15 protein-coding genes are annotated in these 15,731 nt (G+C 71.3%); 6 read left to right on the top strand and 9 right to left on the bottom strand.

Going from position 1 to position 15,731, the window contains the following annotated elements:
• Positions 1–78 precede the first annotated feature (78 nt).
• The 9 genes from K313_RS0107240 to K313_RS0107200 form a co-directional block, all read right to left on the bottom strand.
• Positions 79–1,425 carry a GntP family permease gene (locus tag K313_RS0107240; protein ID WP_019286941.1) on the bottom strand — a complete coding sequence of 449 codons (1,347 nt, stop codon included), beginning with the start codon at positions 1,423–1,425 and terminating at the stop codon, positions 79–81.
• Between the two features lie 142 nt (positions 1,426–1,567).
• Positions 1,568–1,858: a hypothetical protein gene (locus K313_RS20395; RefSeq protein ID WP_019286942.1), complete on the bottom strand. Its 291-nt coding sequence runs from the start codon at positions 1,856–1,858 to the stop codon at positions 1,568–1,570.
• Between the two features lie 314 nt (positions 1,859–2,172).
• Positions 2,173–2,949, bottom strand: coding sequence for a phosphate ABC transporter ATP-binding protein PstB (pstB, locus tag K313_RS0107230; RefSeq protein WP_029211051.1), 777 nt, complete (start codon positions 2,947–2,949; stop codon positions 2,173–2,175).
• 22 nt (positions 2,950–2,971) lie between these two features.
• The gene (pstA, locus tag K313_RS0107225; protein ID WP_029211050.1) at positions 2,972–3,871 is read right to left on the bottom strand and encodes a phosphate ABC transporter permease PstA; all 900 of its coding nucleotides are present in this window, start codon (positions 3,869–3,871) and stop codon (positions 2,972–2,974) included.
• Entirely contained in the window at positions 3,868–4,872 is a 1,005-nt protein-coding gene (gene pstC, locus K313_RS0107220; protein WP_019286945.1) for a phosphate ABC transporter permease subunit PstC, read from the bottom strand. Before pstC ends, pstA begins: the two co-directional genes overlap by 4 nt.
• 116 nt (positions 4,873–4,988) lie before the next feature.
• The gene (gene pstS, locus K313_RS0107215) at positions 4,989–6,134 is read right to left on the bottom strand and encodes a phosphate ABC transporter substrate-binding protein PstS (RefSeq protein WP_019286946.1); all 1,146 of its coding nucleotides are present in this window, start codon (positions 6,132–6,134) and stop codon (positions 4,989–4,991) included.
• A gap of 235 nt (positions 6,135–6,369) precedes the next feature.
• Positions 6,370–7,380: an NUDIX hydrolase gene (locus K313_RS0107210; protein ID WP_029211049.1), complete on the bottom strand. Its 1,011-nt coding sequence runs from the start codon at positions 7,378–7,380 to the stop codon at positions 6,370–6,372.
• A gap of 42 nt (positions 7,381–7,422) precedes the next feature.
• Entirely contained in the window at positions 7,423–10,590 is a 3,168-nt protein-coding gene (locus K313_RS20390; RefSeq protein ID WP_029211048.1) for an RNA degradosome polyphosphate kinase, read from the bottom strand.
• 74 nt (positions 10,591–10,664) lie between these two features.
• Positions 10,665–11,429: a winged helix-turn-helix transcriptional regulator gene (locus tag K313_RS0107200; RefSeq protein ID WP_029211047.1), complete on the bottom strand. Its 765-nt coding sequence runs from the start codon at positions 11,427–11,429 to the stop codon at positions 10,665–10,667.
• Positions 11,430–11,511: 82 nt separating this feature from the next.
• On the opposite strand from K313_RS0107200, the gene K313_RS0107195 reads away from it, so the two are divergent.
• The 6 genes from K313_RS0107195 to K313_RS0107170 are packed head-to-tail and all read left to right on the top strand — an operon-like array spanning position 11,512 to position 15,679.
• Positions 11,512–11,787, top strand: a complete 276-nt coding sequence (locus K313_RS0107195; protein ID WP_051274040.1) for a MoaD/ThiS family protein — start codon at positions 11,512–11,514, stop codon at positions 11,785–11,787.
• 15 nt (positions 11,788–11,802) lie between these two features.
• Positions 11,803–12,750: a hypothetical protein gene (locus K313_RS0107190; RefSeq protein ID WP_029211045.1), complete on the top strand. Its 948-nt coding sequence runs from the start codon at positions 11,803–11,805 to the stop codon at positions 12,748–12,750.
• A 42-nt stretch (positions 12,751–12,792) separates the two neighbouring features.
• The gene (locus K313_RS0107185) at positions 12,793–13,296 is read left to right on the top strand and encodes a heme-binding beta-barrel domain-containing protein (protein ID WP_029211044.1); all 504 of its coding nucleotides are present in this window, start codon (positions 12,793–12,795) and stop codon (positions 13,294–13,296) included.
• On the top strand, positions 13,293–13,793 hold the full coding sequence (locus K313_RS20385; protein ID WP_029211043.1) for a Fur family transcriptional regulator: 501 nt from the start codon (positions 13,293–13,295) through the stop codon (positions 13,791–13,793). Before K313_RS0107185 ends, K313_RS20385 begins: the two co-directional genes overlap by 4 nt.
• The gene (gene ygfZ / locus K313_RS0107175) at positions 13,765–14,808 is read left to right on the top strand and encodes a CAF17-like 4Fe-4S cluster assembly/insertion protein YgfZ (RefSeq protein ID WP_029211042.1); all 1,044 of its coding nucleotides are present in this window, start codon (positions 13,765–13,767) and stop codon (positions 14,806–14,808) included. The genes K313_RS20385 and ygfZ overlap by 29 nt, the downstream gene beginning before the upstream one ends.
• Before the next feature lie 46 nt (positions 14,809–14,854).
• Positions 14,855–15,679: a beta-keto acid cleavage family enzyme gene (locus K313_RS0107170; protein WP_019286955.1), complete on the top strand. Its 825-nt coding sequence runs from the start codon at positions 14,855–14,857 to the stop codon at positions 15,677–15,679.
• Positions 15,680–15,731 lie beyond the last annotated feature (52 nt).

Raw genomic sequence — 15,731 nt, 5'->3', positions numbered from 1 at the left:
GCTACGAGCGGCCACGTGCCGAGAGGCGCTCCCGGCCCGGCGTACTCACTCCACCAGCGTCTGCCCCGACGCCGCCCCTCAGGCGATGATGGCTGCGGCCATGGCGAGCGGCAGCGACACGATCGACGCGATGGTCGTCACGGTGGTCATGGTCTTGAGGCTTCCCTGGGTCGACAGCCCCAGCAGGGACTTGAACATCCAGAAGAAGTTGCTGTTGACCTGCAGCGCGAACAACGACCCCGAGGCGATGGCCAGGCCGATCACCACGGGCTCGACCTGGATCGACCCGAGGATGGGCGCGATGATCCCCGCCGCGGTGATGGCCGCCACCGACACCGATCCGATCGCCAGGTGCAGGACCGCCGCGATGACCCACGCCAGCAGGATGCTGAGGATCACAGGCGCGGACTCGTTGACCGAGAAGAGCCCGCCGAGCACCTTGGCCAGGCCCGTGGCCTTGATGACCGCGCCGAGGGAGCCACCGATGCCGGTGACCAGGAGGATCTCGCCGGTGGTGTGGAGGCCGTCGGCGAAGGCGTCGTTGGTCTGGGTCGTCCCGATGAACCGCCGCGCCATCACGTAGGCCCCGACCAGGCCGAGGAACAGCGCGACGTTCGCGTCGCCGATGAACGCGATGACGTCGTTGGAGAAGTCCAGCAGCTCGGCGAACGCTCCGAAGGCGATCATCAGCAGCGGCACGATGATCGGCAGCAGCGACAGCAGCAGGGAGGGGCGACGGTCGGCCGCGACGTGGTCGTCGGCCTGCTCGGACTCGGTGAGTGCCTGGGACTCCTCCTCGTCCCGGTCGGCCTTCCACCAGCCCATCGCGAGCATCCGGCCGAACACCCAGACCGTGATCAGCGCCGTCAGCGGTCCGATGACGATGCCGTAGAGCAGGTAGGTGCCGAGCGGGACCTTGAGCAGGCCGGCGATGGAGATCGCCGCGAGTCCGGGGATCACGAAGACGTAGCCGCAGAAGATGCCCGTGCCCAGCGCGCCGGCCAGGAACGGAAGCCCCCTCTTGCCGATGAACGGCGCCGACGAGCGGGCCACGGGGGCGGCGAGGACCACCTGCACGTCGACGTAGATCGAGGGGAAGATCGTCGCGAGCGCCATGGCCAGGGCATACGGCAGCTTCCCGGGTGGGACCACGCGGACCAGCGCCTCGACCATGGTCTTGAAGGCCCCCATCGCGTGCAGCAGGGCGCCCATCAGCACCCCGAAGCCGATGAGCAGACCGATCTTGGCCATGATGTCGCCGAAACCGCCCGTGATGGCGTCGACCGTCTTGCCGAAGCCGATGCCCGACGCGAGGCCGAGATAGAGGGATGCCAGGACCAGCGAGATGATCGGGTCCACCTTGAACCTGATGATCAGCAGGATCACCAGGACGATGGCGATGGTGGTGTGGAGGACGATCAGCATTGGTCAGCCCCTTGGCTCCGGCGCGTGGGAGTCCAGGATGGCACCCACGCCGCGGTTCGGCTCGTCGGGGGTCGTGCCCGTCTGGTCGTATGGCGAAGGCCGCCACCCACGCGGGTAGCGGCCTTCGCCATACGAGCTGTGATCAGGCGGTGCCCTCGAAGGCGCCCGCCGGGAACAGGCTTCGCAGCTGCGCCTCGTCGCCGCAGCCGGTCAGGGCGTGCAGCTCGGCATCCTTGCGGGCGCTGCCCCTGGACCGCCGCCCGGGACCGTGCCATCGGCACTCGAGGCACTCGCCGTGGCAGAAGCTGCCGTTCTCGATCACGTGCCAGGTCGGCTCGTGCGAGGGATCTCGCGGCTCCGTCTCGATGATCGGTGCAAGGTCAGATGCCGCGGTGGTTTCACGACGGGAGGCCCAACGGGCGGTGAGGCTCATGATCCGAGGATGCCTTACGTACCCGCCAGTAGCCAAGGGGGCCAGGAGTCCGCTCCAATGCCCTAACCGATTGCTGCGCAACCACCCCGGAACGTGACGAAGGGGGCGGATGCACCCGCATCCGCCCCCTTCGCGCCTCGCTCCCGCTGTCACTCACCCGCGCCCATTGGGTTCGTTCCACGCCGCGCTCCGGGCCTCCTCGCAAGCTCGTCGGGTCCTCACGCGGCTGTCACTCACCCGAGCCCATTGGGTTCGTTCCGCGGCCTCCTGCGGGCCTCGCTCGTTCCTCGCTCGTGTCCTCGGAGGCCCGTCACTCACCCGAAGCGGCCGGAGATGTAGTCCTCCGTCGCCCTCTCCTTCGGGTTGTTGAAGATGCGCGTCGTGTCGTCGATCTCGATGAGGCGGCCGGGCTTGCCCTGGGCCTCCAGGTTGAAGAAGGCCGTCCGGTCCGAGACGCGGGCCGCCTGCTGCATGTTGTGCGTGACGATCACGATCGTGTACTTCGGCTTCAGCTCGGTGATCAGGTCCTCGATCGCCAGGGTCGAGATGGGGTCCAGGGCCGAGCAGGGCTCGTCCATCAGGAGGACCTGGGGCTCCACGGCGATGGCGCGGGCGATGCACAGGCGCTGCTGCTGACCACCGGACAGGCCGGCGCCCGGCTTGTCCAGACGGTCCTTGACCTCGTTCCACAGGTTCGCGCCGCGCAGGGAGCGCTCCACGACCTCGTCGAGCTTCTTCTTGTTCTTGACGCCGTTGAGGCGCAGCCCGGCGGCGACGTTGTCGCGGATGGTCATGGTGGGGAACGGGTTGGGCCGCTGGAAGACCATGCCCACGGTGCGGCGGACGCCGACGGGGTCCACGCCGGAGGCGTAGAGGTCCTGGCCGTCCAGCAGCACCTGGCCCTCGACCCGGCCGCCGGGGATCACCTCGTGCATGCGGTTGAGGGTGCGCAGCACGGTGGACTTGCCGCAGCCGGACGAGCCGATGAAGGCGGTCACCGATCGCGGCTCGATGGTCATCGAGACGCCCTGCACCGCCTGGAACTTGCCGTAGAAGATGTTGAGGTTCTCGACGTCGATGCGCTTGGCCATGTCAGTTCGCTTTCTGGGTGGGTCAGCTCTTGACCGCGCCGAAGCGCGCGATGACGCGGCCCAGCAGGTTGAGCAGGAGGACGAGCAGGATCAGGGTGAGCGCCGCGGCCCAGACACGGTCATGGGCGGCGTCGAGGGTGAGGAACTGACGCTCCTCGTTGATCATCGTGGGCAGGGTGGCCATGTTGCCGCCGAAGAGGTCCCAGTGGATGTTCTTGGTGTAGGGACCGAGGATCAGCAGCGGGGCCGTCTCGCCCATGACGCGAGCCAGGCCGAGCAGGACGCCGGTCACGATGCCGGACAGGGCGGTCGGCAGCACGACCGAGGCGATCGTCTTCCACTTCGGCACGCCGAGGGCGTATGACGCCTCCCGCAGCTCGTTGGGGACCAGCTTGAGCATCTCCTCGGTGGAGCGCACGATCGTCGGGATCATGAGCAGCACCAGGGACAGCGACACCGCGAAGCCGACCCGGTTGAAGCCCATCACCGTCACCCACAGGGCATAGACGAACAGGGCCGCGACGATGGACGGCACCCCGGTGAGGATGTCGACCATGAAGCTGACGGCGCGGGCCAGCTTGCCGCGGCCGTATTCCACGAGGTAGATCGCGGTGAAGATGCCGATCGGCACCGAGATCGCCGCGGTGACCAGGCCCTGCAGCAGGGTGCCCATGATGGCGTGGTAGGCGCCGCCGCCCTCGCGGCGTACGGAGATGCCGCGCTGGGAGTTGGTCCACCAGGTGCTGGTGAGCAGGTTGTCGAGGCCGTTGGACAGGACCTCGTAGAGGATCCACGCGAGCGGGGCCAGGGCGACCAGGAAGGCCAGCCACATGATGATCTGGGCCAGCTGGTCCTTGGCCTTGCGGCCCCCGGAGGCCTTGTCGAGGTGGGTCGACTCGTTGGCGGTGACGGCGGTGCTCATTCGGTGAAGGCCTTCCGACGCTCGATCACGACGCGCGCGATCGCGTTCACGACGAACGTGAGGATGAACAGGACCAGACCGGCCGCGATGAAGGCGCCGGCCTTCTGCGGGGAGTCGAACTCCGAGGCGTTGTTGGCGATGCGGGACGCGAAGGTCTCGCCACCGTTGAAGATCGAGGGGTTGAACGGCGTGCCCACCGCGAGCGTGCTCAGGATCATCATCACCGCGACGGTCTCACCGAGCGCACGGCCGAGGGCCAACATCGCCGCGGAGATGACGCCGGGCCGGCCGTAGGGCAGCACGGCCGTCTTGATCATCTCCCACTTGGTGGCGCCCAGGGCGAGGGCGCCCTCCTTGTGAGGGGCCGGCGTCTGGGCGAACACCTCGCGCGACAGCGAGGTGACGATCGGCAGGATCATGATGGCGAGCACGAGGCTGATGACGAAGATCGTGGCCGTGATGCTGGTCTCCCGGAACAGGGGGAACCAGCCGAGCCACTGCTGCAGCTTCTGCTGGAGCGGGTCGATGAAGGGCGTGAACTGGGCGACGCCCCACAGGCCGTAGACGATCGAGGGCACGGCAGCCAGCAGGTCGATCAGCTGCGCGGCCGGCTTGCGCAGCCAGGCCGGGGCGTACTGCGTGATGAACAGCGCCACGCAGACGCCGAGGGGGACGGCGATGCCCATGGCCAGGATCGAGCTGAGGACCGTCGTCCAGAGCAGGTCCGCGATGCCGAAGCGGGGGTTGTCGCCCGAGACGTTCCACTCGCGCGAGGTGAGGAAGTTGGCCTCGTTGTTGGCGAGGGCGGGGATGGCCTGCCAGAGCAGGAAGACGCCGACGAGGGTGACCAGGGCGATGACGAGGACGCCCGCACCGGTGGCGGCGCCACCGAAGAGCCGGTCACCGAGGCGGCCGGTCGAGGCCTGGTCGCCGAGCAGAGGCGGACGACCGTCATCGTCTGGCAAGGAGTCGACGGCGGAGACGCCGGTCACGGAGGACACGAGTGCTACCTAACTGTCCGAGGTGCTACGAGGGGGAGCCCGGCCGGGACGACGTCCCGGACAGGCGGAGAGCCGGGTGACCCAGGGAGGACCCTGGGTCACCCGGCTCCGTCAGATCACTTGAGGGCGTCGATGGCGGTCGAGACCTTGCCCTGCACCTCGGTGGGCAGCGGGGCGAAGCCGATTTGCTCGAAGGACTTCTGCACGTCCGCGGACGACATGTGCTTGAGGAAGGCCTTGACGTTCTTGCCCTTCTCGGCGTCGGCGTTCTTGGAGCAGACGATCTCGTAGGTCACGAGGACGATCGGGTAGGCCCCGGCCTCCTTGGTGGCGTAGTCGAGCTTGAGCGCGAGGTTGTTGCCCTCGCCGGCGACCTTGGCGGCGGCCACGGCCTTGCCGGCGGACTCGCCCGTCAGCTCGACGGGGCCCGCGCCGGTGTCGACCTTGGCGATGCCCAGCTTGTTGTCCTTGGCGTAGGACCACTCGGCGTAGGTGATGCCACCCTCGGTGGAGGCGACGGCGCCTGCGACACCGGCGGACTTCTCCTTGCCCTCACCCTTGCCGGTCCACTTCTTGCCGGGCTCGGCGGTCCACTTGGCAGGGGCGGCGGCCTGGAGGTACTTCGTGAAGTTCTCCGTGGTGCCCGACTCGTCCGAGCGGAAGAAGACCTTGATGTCCTTGTCCGGGAGCGAGGCGCCGGAGTTGAGCTTGGCGATCGCCGGGTCGTTCCACTTGGTGATCTTGCCGTTGAAGATGTCGGCCATCACGTCGGCGTTGAGGACGAGGCCCTCGACACCCTTGAGGTTGTAGCCGACCGCGATGGGGCCGGTGACCATGGGGAGGTTCCAGGCGGGGGAGGCGCAGGCCTTGTCGGCCTCGGCCTGCTCGATCTTGCCGTCCTTCTCCTTGGTCTTGAGCGAGGAGTCGGAGCCGGCGAAGTCGGCCTGCTTGGCGATGAACTGCTTGATGCCGGCGCCGGAGCCCGTCGCGTTGTAGTTGACGGTCGTGCCGGAGCACTTCTCCTGGTAGCTGTTGGCGGCCTCCTCGAAGGCGGCCTTCTGCGCGGAGGAACCCTCGGCGTTCAGGGTGCCCTTGCCGCAGTCGGCGTCGCCACCGGAGGCGGCGGACGACGAGGACGCACCAGAGGAGGAGGCGCCGCTCGAGGAGCCGGAGGAGGTGTTGTTGTCGGAACCGCACGCGGTCAGCGCGAGAGCACCAGCCAGGGCGATCGTCGACAGACCGGCAAGACGCTGAGTCTTCACGTTAGAAGTACCTTCCACAGCAGGAGACGTTGATCGGGCGCACGGGCGCCATCGATGCCAAGGTAGGGACGCAGGGTGACCAGGCGGCTTGGCCCAGTTGAACGACGCGTGAACGCCGGACGTCTACCGCGCTGATTCCGCGGCCCCACCTGTCGGAGGTACGCCCGAATGAGCTAAGGACTCCTGCTCGCGCTGGCCACTCGCTGCGACCGAGCTCATGGTGCGGGAGGCCGGGTCAGGGCAGGTGACGCTCGACGGCGACGATCCGGGCGGCCTCGCCGGTCCCGCTCACGTGGCAGACGAGGAGCTCACCCTTGCTCATGCCGAGGTCGGCCGCCTCGAGCAGGGTGCTCACGACCGCCTCGCCCTCCGGCTGCTCCACCGAGCCGAGCACCGAGAGCTCCTCCAGCAGCAGCGGCAGGACCGGGCCGTGGGAGCACAGGGCGCCGGGCACGCCGCGCTGCAGCGCCTTGCGCAGGTGCTTGACCGCTCGGTCCGGGTCCTCGACGAAGGCCTCCTCGGTGAGCCCCTCCTTGGTCTTGAGCTCCAGCCCGGCCGAGGCGGCGTATGGCGCCAGCGTGTCCACGCATCGTGTCGAGGACGAGGTCACCAGACGGCTCACGCCGAAGGCTCCGAGCATGGGCACGATCGCCTCGGCGCGGCGTTCGCCCCTGGCGTCGAGCGGTCGGAGGCGGTCGTCCTGGCGCCACTGGTTGCGGGGACGGGCCTTGGCGTGGCGGACCAGGACCAGCGGCCAGGTCGTGAGGGCCCCCTGGGCGGCATACCGCACCATGGCGCGGAGCTGCTCGCGGTCGCGGGCGTAGTCGAGCCGCGCCATCGCGTCCGAGACGGGCAGCCAGGCCACCTCGTCGATCTCGTTGAGCAGCTCGCCGGAGCCGCCGACGACCTCCGCTGCCCAGTAGCGCACCTGCTTGCGGGCCACCTCGCCCTTGCGGTCGACGAAGGAGTAGGACGACAGGGGGAGGGGCCGGCCGAGCCGCACCTGCAGGCCGGTCTCCTCCTCGACCTCGCGGACGGCGGCCGTGGGCCAGTCCTCGCCCGCGTCGAGCTTGCCCTTGGCCCACGCCCAGTCGTCGTAGGCAGGTCGGTGCACCATCGCCACCTCGAGGGTGCCGCGTCGTCGCCGCCAGGGGACGGCGCCGGCCGCGGCGATGAACGGCGCGTCGGCGCTCGCGGCCCCGGACGCGCGCCCTCCCGCACCCGCTCCCGGTGCCTGGACTGTCATCGCGCTCCTCGCTCGTGCTCGCTGGTGTGGTGCCGGCCCAGGTCAGACCCGGGTGCGCTTGCGCCGCTGCTTGAGGTGCATCTCGATGAGCGCCGCCTGGTGGTCGAGCAGGGGCTGACCGTCCTCGCCGCGGTGGTGGCGCACCCAGCGGTCGTCCTGCAGGTGCCAGCTCGAGGTCGTGTCGGCCATGCCCTGCGCCATGAGCTCCTCGAGCTGCTTGACGTGCTCGGGACGGGTGATGCGCATCAGCGACTCCACGCGGCGGTCGAGGTTGCGGTGCATCATGTCGGCGCTACCGATGTAGACGGCGGGGTCGCCGTCGTTGCCGAAGATGAAGATCCGCGAGTGCTCCAGGAATCGTCCGAGGATCGACCGTACCCGCACGTTGTCCGACAGGCCGGGCACGCCGGGCCGAAGCGCGCAGATGCCGCGCACCAGCACCTCGACCTGCACGCCAGCCTGCGAGGCGCGGTAGAGCGCGTCGATGATCGCCTCGTCGACGATGGAGTTGGCCTTGAGGGCGACGCGGGCGGGCCGGCCGGCGCGGGCGAGCTCGGCCTCGTGCTCGATGAGCTCGATCAGCCCGGAGCGGAGCGAGCGAGGGGCCACGAGCAGGCGCTTGAACTTGCTGCGCGGCGCCCAGCCGGAGAGCTGGTTGAACAGGCGCGTCAGGTCCTCGCCGACCTGCGGGTCGCAGGTGAGGACGCCGAGGTCCTCGTAGAGGCGGGCGGTCTTGGGGTTGTAGTTGCCCGTCCCCACGTGGCAGTAGCGGCGCAGGCCGTCCGGCTCCTGCCGCACGACCAGCGACAGCTTGGCGTGGGTCTTGAGCCCGACGATGCCGTAGACGACGTGGACGCCGTAGTGCTCGAGGCGGCGGGCCCAGGCGATGTTGTTGGACTCGTCGAAGCGCGCCTTGATCTCGACCACGGCGACGACCTGCTTGCCCGCCTCGGCGGCGGCGATGAGGGCGTCGATGATCGGGGAGTCGCCCGAGGTGCGATAGAGCGTCTGCTTGATCGCCAGCACCTTGGGGTCGGCCGCCGCCTGCTCGAGGAAGGCCTGCACCGAGGTGCTGAAGGAGTTGTAGGGGTGGTGCAGCATGATGTCCTTGCGCCGGATGGCACCGAACACGTCGCCGGCCTCGGAGCGCTCGCGAGGTGCCAGGTCCGGGTGGGTGCGCGCACGGAAGGCGGGGTAGTGCAGCGAGGTGCGCTGCAGGTCGGCCACCGTGTTGAGGCTGCGCAGGTCCAGCGGGTTGGGCAGGCGGTAGACCTCGTGCTGCTCGACGCCGAGCTCGCGGACCAGGAGCTCCAGGACGTGCGCGTCCATGCCCTCCTCGACCTCCAGGCGCACCGGGGGGCCGAAGCGGCGGCGGGTGAGCTCCTTCTCAAGGGCCTTGAGGAGGTTCTCGGCGTCGTCCTCCTCGACCTCCAGGTCCTCGTTGCGGGTGACGCGGAACAGGAAGTGCTCCTGCACCTGCATGCCGGGAAAGAGCAGGTCGAGGTGCGCCGCGATGATGTCCTCGAGAGGCACGAACCGCACGTGGTAGAGGTCGACCTCCCCGGACGCGGACACCTGCTGCAGGCGGGGGAGCAGGTCGGGAACCTTGATGCGGGCGAAGTGCTCGGCCTGCGTGCGGGGGTTGGTCAGCGTCACCGCGAGGTTGAGGGACAGCCCCGAGATGTAGGGGAAGGGGTGCGCCGGGTCCACGGCGAGCGGCGTGAGGACGGGGAAGATCTCGCTGCGGTAGACCGCGGAGAGCTGCGTCTGCTCGTCCTCGGTCAGCTCGTGCCAGCGCACGATGCGGATGCCGTTGCTCTCGAGCTCGGGCTCGACCTGGTCGCGCAGCAGGCCGTGCGCCCGCAGCATCAGCTCGTGGGCGACCCGGCTGATCTCGTCCTGCAGCTCGTCGGGCTCGAGGCCCGAGGCCGACCGGATCGCCAGCCCGGTCGCGATGCGCCGCTTGAGGCCCGCGACGCGCACCATGAAGAACTCGTCCAGGTTGCTGGCGAAGATCGCCAGGAAGCGGGCCCGCTCGAGCAGCGGCACGTCCGGGTCGGCGGCCAGCTGCAGCACGCGCTCGTTGAACTGCAGCCAGGACAGCTCGCGGTCCAGGAAGCGGTCGTCAGGGAGCTCGTCGGTGGGCTCCTGCGCGTCGGCGGCGACCCGCACGAACCGGCCGTCGGAGGACCGAGGTCGCGCCGGCGCCGTGCGGTTGGGGTCGTCGTCGGGGCCGACGACGGGGGATGGGGACGCCTGCGGCGCCTCGGCGGTGGTGGTCGAAGCGGTCGCGTCGTCAGCCTGCATGGCGTCATCGTTGCACTCCCCGCAGGGGCGGCGCGAGTACTGCACGTCCGTGGACACCGTCGTGAAGCCCTGACGGGTGTACGTCGCCATGGCCGGGGCGTTGTCCGCCTCGACGTACAGCACAACCCGCTCGAGCCCGCGGTCGCGCAGGTGGTCCAGACCCAGCCGGGTGACCAGGGCGCCGAGCCCGCGACCCTGGTATGCCGGGTCCACCCCCACGACGTAGACCTCCCCGGTGCCGGGGCCGGCGTCCTCGGGGTCGACCTTGGTCCAGTGGAAGGCCGCCAGCCTCGGCTCGGGCCTCGAGACGTCCTCCACCAGGATGAGGCCCTGCGGCTCGAACCATCGGCTCGTCATCCGCTCCCGCAGCCCGGTCAGGTCCAGCGACCCCTGCTCGGGGTGGTGGGCGAAGGCCGCCGCGTTGACGGCGAGCACGGCCTCCTCGTCCCCGGGGTGGAACGTGCGCACGGCGAACCCGTCGGGCACGACCACGGGGGACCGCTCGCTGTCGCGCGGCTCGAGCGGGCGCCCGAGCTTGCGCAGGTCTCGGACGGGGGCGAGGCCTCGCGAGCGCAGCAAGGCCCGCGCTGCCGGAAGGTCCCCGTGCGCCCAGACCGCGACCTCTCGCCCTGCGGGCAGGACGGCGTCCAGCAGCGCCCCGCCGATCCCGCGTCCTCGGGCGGCGGGCGCGACGACCAGCTCGATGGCGTGCGGCGGGCCCCCGGCATACCCGACGATCTCCCCGTGGACCGTCGCCAGGACGTGCTCGCCGGGTCGCGCCAGGTCGAGCCGGGCCTGCTCCGACAGCGGCCCGACGCCGTCCGCCTCCGTCGCCGCGGAGACGACGTCCGCCACGGCCTCGACCTCGGCGGGGGACAGCTCGCTGCGGGCTTCGACGCTCATGCAGCACATTGGACCACGGACCGGTGACATGCCGGCCGGACGACGGTGGAGGACCGCGGAGGACGGTCGGAGCCCTACCTCGTGGACGCCCCGGCGTCGGTCCTGCCGGCGCCCGCCGTGGAGTCGGGACCGGAGCCGGCCGGGTGCTCCTGGGCAGCGGCGACCGGGGGACGGACCTCGTCGAACCGGTAGCCGACGTTGCGGACCGTGCCGATGACCGCGTCGTGCTCGGGGCCGAGCTTGGCCCGCAGGCGGCGCACGTGGACGTCGACCGTCCGGGTGCCGCCGAAGTAGTCGTACCCCCACACCTCCTGCAGCAGCTGGGCCCGGGTGAACACCCGCCCCGGGTGCTGCGCGAGGTGCTTGAGGAGCTCGAACTCCTTGTAGGTCAGGTCGAGCACCCGCTCGCCGAGCCGGGCGGTGTAGGCGCCCTCGTCGATGGTCAGGGCGCCGGACGTGATGGCGCGGTCCGTGGGCTCGGCGGTGTCCGTGCGTCGGCTGCTGACGAGCCGCAGGCGGGCCTCGAGCTCGGCCGGGCCTGTGGTGTCCAGCAGGATGTCGTCGAGGCCCCACTCGGCGTTGACGGCGACCAGGCCACCCTCGGTCAGCACGGCGAGCAGGGGCGCCTCGATGCCGGTGGCCCGCAGGACCCGGCACAGCGACTTGGCGACCGCGAGCTCGCGCCGGGCGTCGACCAGCACGGCGTCGGCGCGTGGTGCGTCGATGAGCGCCGCGGGCTCCGCGGGCAGCACCCGGACGTGGTGGGCCAGCAGGCCGAGCGCAGGCAGCACCTCCGCGCTCGCGGTGAGCGCGTTGGTGAGCAGGAGCAGCTGAGCCATCGCCGGTCAGCGTAGGCGCTGCGGCGTCGATCGCGGCGGATGCGACCATGGGGCGAGAACACGCCGACCTGGAGGGACTGCGATGGACCAGCTGACCGACCGCCCCACGACGACGCCGGGGCCCCAGGTGCGGCTGCGCTACTGGGCCGGCGCCCGGGCCGCGGCCGGGGTCGAGGAGGACCTGGTCCGTGCGTCGTCCGTGCGTGAGGCGCTCGACGCCGCGGCCCTCCTGCGGCCGGCGCTCGTGCCCGTGATCCCCGCCTGCAGCGTCCTCGTCGACGGCCGAGCAGTGCAGCGGGACGCACCCCTGGCCGGGGCGACGCTCGTCGAGGTGCTTCCGCCCTTTGCGGGCGGCTGATGCGAGGATGCAGACGTGCCCGCACCTGAGCCCTCGACGCCCCGCCCTGCCGACGGCAGCGACGCGCAGCGTGTGACGGAGCCGCGCACCGATCCCCTGACGGTGGAGCCGCGGGGCCTGCGCGAGCACGCCGGCGCGGTCCGGCACGACCTGACGCAGCGCGCTCGCCGCCGCCTCGAGATCGTCCGCCCCACCACGGTCCGCCAGCTGCCACCGCGCACCCCCGTGACCCTGACGGTGGTCGCCTTCGCCACGCTGCTCGTGGTCGCGGTGGCGGCCCGGGGCGCGGCGACCGCCGTGACGGTGGCGTCGGTGGCGCTGGCCTCGGGAGTCATCGCCCTCGGCTGGACCCGGCTCGTCGGGCTGCCCAGCCGCCGCGGCACGCTCGTCACGGTCAGCATCTCGGCGGCCCTGCTCCTGGCCTCCGTGGCGCTGCCGGACGACGGGGGCTCCCTGCGCTGGGTGCCCGCTGCGCTCGCCGTCGGGGTCGTCGTGTCCTTCCTCCACCAGCTCGTGCGCCGCGACGGACGTCCGCGCGTCGTCGTCAGCCTCTCCGGCACCCTGCTCGCGCTCGGGATCCTCGCGGCGGGGGTCACCTGGGTGGCCCTGCCGTCGATGCAGGGCGGCCGGGACGCCGCCGTGGCGGCCTGGGCCGCGCTCGCCTGCGCGGCCGGGGCGGAGTGGCTGTGCCACCGGGCGCGCTGGTTCACCGCGCTGGCCCCGTCGGCGCTGCTGGCCGGTGCCGTCGCCGGCGGGGTCGTCGGAGCCCTGGTCGACGCCTCGCTGCCGTGGTGCGCGCTGCTCGGTGCGGCGTGCGCCGCCGCGAGCCTGGCGCTCCGCGTCGTCCTCGCCCCACTGCCCGCCCTGGTCAGCCTGCGTGCGCAGGCGGTGAGCGGGGTCGCCTCCGTCCTGGTCGTCGGCCCGCTCGTCGAGACGGCCGCCCGCCACCTCCTGGCACCCTGACGGGGAGGCCCGGCGCGGCCCGTCGGCGGTAGAGTCGGGGACGTGCCTTTCGAGATCCCCACCGACCTGCCCTCCGAGCTGCTGCCCCTCGCCTGGATGATCGGACGCTGGGAGGGCGTCGGTCTCTTCTCCTACCCGACGATCGAGGACGGCCGGTTCGGGCAGGAGCTCGAGATCCGCCACGACGGCCGCCCCTTCCTGGAGTGGCACTCCCACACCTGGGAGCTCGACGAGCAGGGGCAGAAGGTCCGGCCCCGCGCCACCGAGCTCGGGTTCCTGCGCCCCGTGGGCGAGGAGTCCAAGGAGTGTGAGCTGCTCCTGGCGCACAGCACCGGCATCGTCGAGATGTACTACGGCACCGTCGAGCCCGCCCGCCTGATCATGAAGACCGACGGCGTCATGCGCTCCCCGCACGCCAAGGAGTACTCCGCCGGCTCGCGGATGTACGGCTACGTCAACGGCGAGCTGTTCTGGGCCATGGACATGGCGGCCGAGGGCCACGCCCTGCAGACGCACCTGTCGGCGCAGCTCAAGAGGGTCTCTTGACCCCGTCCCCGCACGACCCGGCCGACGTCGACGCGATCTTTCGCAACCACGGCCTGCGGGTCACGTCGCAGCGTCGGCGCGTCCTCGCGGCGATCGGCCGCCTGCAGCACACGACCCCGGACCAGCTGTCGCGCGAGGTGGACGGCGACGGGGGAGACGCGCTCCCGCTGTCGACCATCTACCGCAACCTCGACACCCTGACCGAGCTGGGCGTCGTCGCGGCGACCCGGCTGACCGAGGGCGCCCCGACATACCACCTCCTCCAGCACGCGACGCACCTGCACCTCGTGTGCAACGGGTGCGGCGCCATCACCGAGGCACCCCTCGCGGTGGCCGACGAGCTGGCCGAGGCGGTCTACGACCGCGACGGCTTCGTGGCCGACCTGCGCCACCTGCCGGTGCACGGCTGGTGCGCGCGCTGCGCACCGGGCCGCACCGAGATCCCCGACCAGGGAGGGACCGACCAGCATGACCACACCCACCAGCACCGGGCCTGAGACCTACCGCTCGCCCCTGCTCGACCGGCCCGGCGCCGTCGCGGGAGACCGCGAGGACGCCGGCGTCGCGGCCCACCACGGCGACCCCCTGCGCGAGCAGCGGCTCCTCGTCGAGGGGCTCGCCGCCGTCGACCTGTCCCACCGCGGGGTCGTGACGGTCACGGGGCCGGACCGGCTCACCTGGCTCCACTCCATCACCACCCAGCACGTCTCGACGCTGGCCGCGCGCACCTCGGCGGAGGACCTGGTCCTCAGCCCCAAGGGTCACGTCGAGCACGCCCTGCACCTCGTCGACGACGGCGAGACCACCTGGATCACCGTCGAGCCCGGCACGGCGCCGGCCCTGGTGGCGTGGCTGCGCTCGATGCAGTTCATGCTGCGGGTCGAGGTCACGGACGTCACCGACCAGTATGCCGTGGTCGGCGAGCCCATCCGCAGCGAGGGCGCGGAGGGCGAGCCGCCGACCTGGTGCGACCCCTGGCCGCTGATGGGGCCGGACTCGGCGCCATACGGCCCGATCGTCGGCCACCCGGGGGAGGAGCGCGCCTGGCGCGAGGTGATCGTGCCCCGGGGAGAGCTCGTGGCTCGTATGTCGGACCGCCCGCTCGCGGGGACCTGGGCCGCCGAGGCGCTGCGCGTGGCCGCGTGGCGTCCGCGGCTGGGCTTCGAGACCGACCACCGCACCATCGCCCACGAGCTCGACTGGCTCCGCACGGCCGTGCACCTGCACAAGGGGTGCTACCGCGGTCAGGAGACCGTGGCTCGCGTCCACAACCTCGGCCGGCCGCCGCGTCGTCTCGCGTTCGTCCACCTGGACGGCTCCGGGCACGTGCTCCCCGAGCGGGACGCCGCCGTCGAGGTCGAGGGCCGGGTCGTGGGCCGGCTGACCTCCGTGGCGCGGCACCACGAGGACGGGCCCATCGGGCTGGTCGTCCTCAAGCGCAACACCCCGACCGACGTCGACCTCACGATCTCCGGCATCAGTGCGTCTCAGCAGGAGATCGTGCCGCGCTGACGACCCTGTCCGGGACGATCTGTCGTGGTTGTGCCACGATGGGTCCATGTCAGCGTCGACCCTCATCACCGTGGCCACCACCGGGGCCGAGTCCAGCAAGACCGACGTGCCCACGCTGCCGACCACCCTCGACGAGCTCGTCGAGACGGCGCGCCGCTGCGAGGACGCCGGCGCGCGCCTGATCCACGTGCACGTCCGCGACGACCGGCACGAGCCCACGCTCGACGTGGGCCGGCTGACCGAGACGGTGGCTGCCCTGCGCGAGGCGACGGACCTGATCGTGCAGCTGTCGACCGGGGGCGCGATCACCGACCCCTTCGAGGCGCGCCTGGCGGTCCTCGACGCCGGCCCCGACTCCTGCTCGCTCACCTGCGGCACCACCAACTTCGGCGACGGGACCTTCCTCAACCCCTATCCCTTCATGCGCGACCTCTACGTCAAGGCGCAGGACCTCGGGGTGGTGCCGGAGTTCGAGCTGTTCGACCTCGGGCACGTGCACGCGCTGCGGCGGCTGATCGACGAGTGCGGCCTGCCCCACGGGGGTGCGGTGCACTGCGACTTCGTCCTCGGCGTGCCCGGGGCCGCTCCGGCGACCCCGCAGGCGCTCCTGGCCGGCGTGGCGGCGCTGCCCCCGGAGACGACCTCGTGGTCCGCCACCGGCATCGGCCGGGGCCACCTGCCGATCATGGCGACGACGCTCGCGGCCGGCGGCCACCTGCGGGTCGGCATGGAGGACAACCTCCTGCTCGCGCGCGGGGTCAAGGTCGAGCACAACGTGCAGCTGGTCGAGCGGGCCGTGCGGCTCGCCGAGCTGATGCAGCGCCCCGCGATGACGGCGGCCGAGGCGCGCGCCCTGCTGCGCGTGGCGTGACTCACTGCTTGCCAGAGTTGCCCTGCGCTTGCAACTGCAAGCATACTGAGAG

It is taken from the genome of Arsenicicoccus bolidensis DSM 15745 (assembly GCF_000426385.1).
GTDB lineage: Bacteria > Actinomycetota > Actinomycetes > Actinomycetales > Dermatophilaceae > Arsenicicoccus > Arsenicicoccus bolidensis.
Note: the sequence above shows the minus strand (reverse complement) of the source record. Positions and strands in the feature narration are given on the sequence as shown.